Annotated in this window: 1 protein-coding gene and 2 pseudogenes; all 3 read right to left on the bottom strand. The window is 66.2% G+C overall.

What is annotated here, in order from left to right; translation table 11 throughout:
* Nucleotides 1-437, bottom strand: a pseudogene (locus tag ACE3TU_RS21380) (hypothetical protein); the annotation flags it as partial.
* Nucleotides 438-705: 268 nt separating this feature from the next.
* Nucleotides 706-2049, bottom strand: a complete 1344-nt coding sequence (gene glmM, locus ACE3TU_RS21385) for a phosphoglucosamine mutase (protein WP_374627876.1) — start codon at nt 2047-2049, stop codon at nt 706-708.
* Nucleotides 2050-2255: 206 nt separating this feature from the next.
* A pseudogene (locus tag ACE3TU_RS21390) lies at nt 2256-2453 on the bottom strand (cell division protein FtsH); the annotation flags it as partial.

The raw sequence follows: 2453 nt of genomic DNA on the forward strand, positions 1-2453 counted from the left end.
CCGTCGCCGCCAAGACCGAAATCGTAGTAGACGTTGGCGAGCGCCACCGTCGAACGCAGCATCAGCGTATAGTCGCCGTCCTCGTCCGGATCGCCCGAGTCCTTGGTGATCATCAGCCCGGTCGTCTCGACGGAGTCGATCGTGCCGTCGACCCGCAGCCCGGTGCCGGTCTCATAGCCGAAGCCGGCGCCCCAGCTGTAGCCATAGCCGTACTCGACAATCGGGTCGATGTCCGCGGCATCCCAGGGGTGCACCACTTCGGGCGCCCAATGCCAGTTCAGCGCGGCACTACCGCGCAGGTAGAACGAGCCGCCGATATCGTAGTCGACTTCGGGGACGTCGATCGGGGGGTATTCCGGCATGTCTGCCGCGAAGGCGGGGCCGGCCAGCAGGGCGACGGTTCCTACCGCGGCCACCGATGCAAGAAGTATACGCATTTCACAAGGTCCTTGTTGCCACCACGACACCAGTCGAGTGGCTCCACTATGAACGCGTATTCTTAAGGACGACTTAACCCTAACCCTTAACCCTAACGGCCAATGAAGGCCGTGCGTTGACAAGAGTTTACTGCTGACCGCAGTGGCTGCAGTGTTGAGCCGGCCGTCACATCTGTGGCGAAAGCAGTTACGGGCGCGCGACTTGGCGGGTTACGCGGTGCTGGAGCAATGGCGCCGCCGGCGGACCCCGTGCGGCCGGCGGATCGGCTCAGGCGACCTTCCTGATGGTCGCCGAGATCTCGCTGACCACAGCAGCCACGAGGCCCTCGTCGTCGCTCTCGGCCATCACGCGAATCACCGGCTCGGTGCCCGAGGCGCGGATCACCAGCCGGCCATTGCCGTTGAGGCGGGCCTCGCTTTCCTTGATCACCTGCTGCACCAGCTTGTGCTCGAGCGGCTTGCCGTCCTTGTAGCGCACCGATTGCAGCAGTTGCGGCACCTTTTCGAACCGCTTGCACACCGACGACACCGGCCGGCCGGCGAGCTTGGCGACCGCCAGCAGCTGCAGCGCTGCAATCAGGCCGTCCCCGGTGGTGGTGAAGTCGGTGAGGATGATGTGCCCGCTCTGCTCGCCGCCGACATTGAAGCCGCGCGCCCGCATCTGTTCGAGCACATAGCGGTCGCCCACCTGCGTCCGCTCGAGGCTGAGCCCGATGCCGCCCAGGTAGCGCTCGAGCCCCAGGTTGCTCATCACCGTGGCGACCAGCCCGCCGCCCCGGAGGTCGCCGCGGCTGTGCCAGGATTCGGCGATGACCGCCATAAACTGGTCGCCGTCGACGATCTCGCCCTTCTCGTCGACGATGATCACCCGGTCGGCATCGCCGTCGAGCGCGACGCCGATATCGGCGCGCAATTCCCTGACCTTGGTGATCAGAGCCTCGGGAGCGGTCGAACCCACCTTGTCGTTGATGTTGAAGCCATCCGGCTTGTCGCCGATGGTGAATACCTCGGCGCCCAGCTCCCACAGCGCCGTCGGGGCCACCTTGTAGGCCGCGCCATTGGCGCAATCGAGCACCACGCGCATGCCGGAAAGATCGATGTTCTTGGGCAGCGTCCGCTTGGCATACTCGATGTAGCGGGTCTGTGCCGCCTCGTCGCGATGCGCCCGGCCGATATCGCGGCCCGTCGACAGCGAGCCGAGCAGGCTCGAATCCATCAGTTTCTCGATATCGTCCTCGAGGGCGTCGGACAGCTTGTAGCCATCGTTGCGGAACAGCTTGATGCCGTTGTCCTCGAACGGATTGTGCGAAGCCGAGATCATCACCCCCAGGTCGGCGCGCAGCGACCGCGTCAGCATCGCCACCGCCGGGGTCGGCATCGGACCGAGCAGGTAGACATCCATGCCCACCGCCGTGAAGCCAGCGGTCAGCGCGCTCTCGATCATGTAGCCGGAGCGCCGGGTGTCCTTGCCGATCACCACGCGGTTCCGGTGGTCACCGTTGACGAACTTGAGGCCCGCCGCCATTCCGACGCGCATGGCCAATTCCGGCGTCAGCTTCTCGCCATTGGCCAGCCCGCGAATGCCGTCCGTGCCGAAATACCTGCGCGCCATGAAGTGCCCCCAGTGAGCGGCATCGGCGCCGCCCCTGCGGCGCCACCGACCCGACCTTACGAAACAGTTGGTGCTGTTTGGTTAACCGCGCAATCGCGGCGGCTTTGCGGCGTCCGTTCCGCTGTGTCGCGCAGTCTCGCCCGAGGGTCACCAGGCGGTAGGCCCGAAAGCAACAGGGCCGCCCGGAAGGCGGCCCTGGGGATCGGTCAGTTGCCGGGCTGCGGCTCGGGCGCGGCACCCGGCTCGGCGTCGGGCCGCTTCTTGCCCGTCTTGCCCGCGGTCGGGACGCCCGTCGACTTGGGCGGCAGGTCATTGTCGATCGGCCGGTAGGGCGTCTTGCCGTCCATCAGGCCGCGGATTTCGTCGCCGGTCAGCGTCTCGAACTCGATCAGCGCCTTGGCGAT

Source organism: Devosia sp., assembly GCF_041917035.1.
Taxonomy (GTDB): domain Bacteria; phylum Pseudomonadota; class Alphaproteobacteria; order Rhizobiales; family Devosiaceae; genus Devosia_A.

Coding starts and splice junctions, on each gene's coding strand:
- glmM (WP_374627876.1), bottom strand. CDS start 2,049: ATGGCGCGCAGGTATTTCGGCACGGACGGCATTCGCGGGCTGGCCAAT.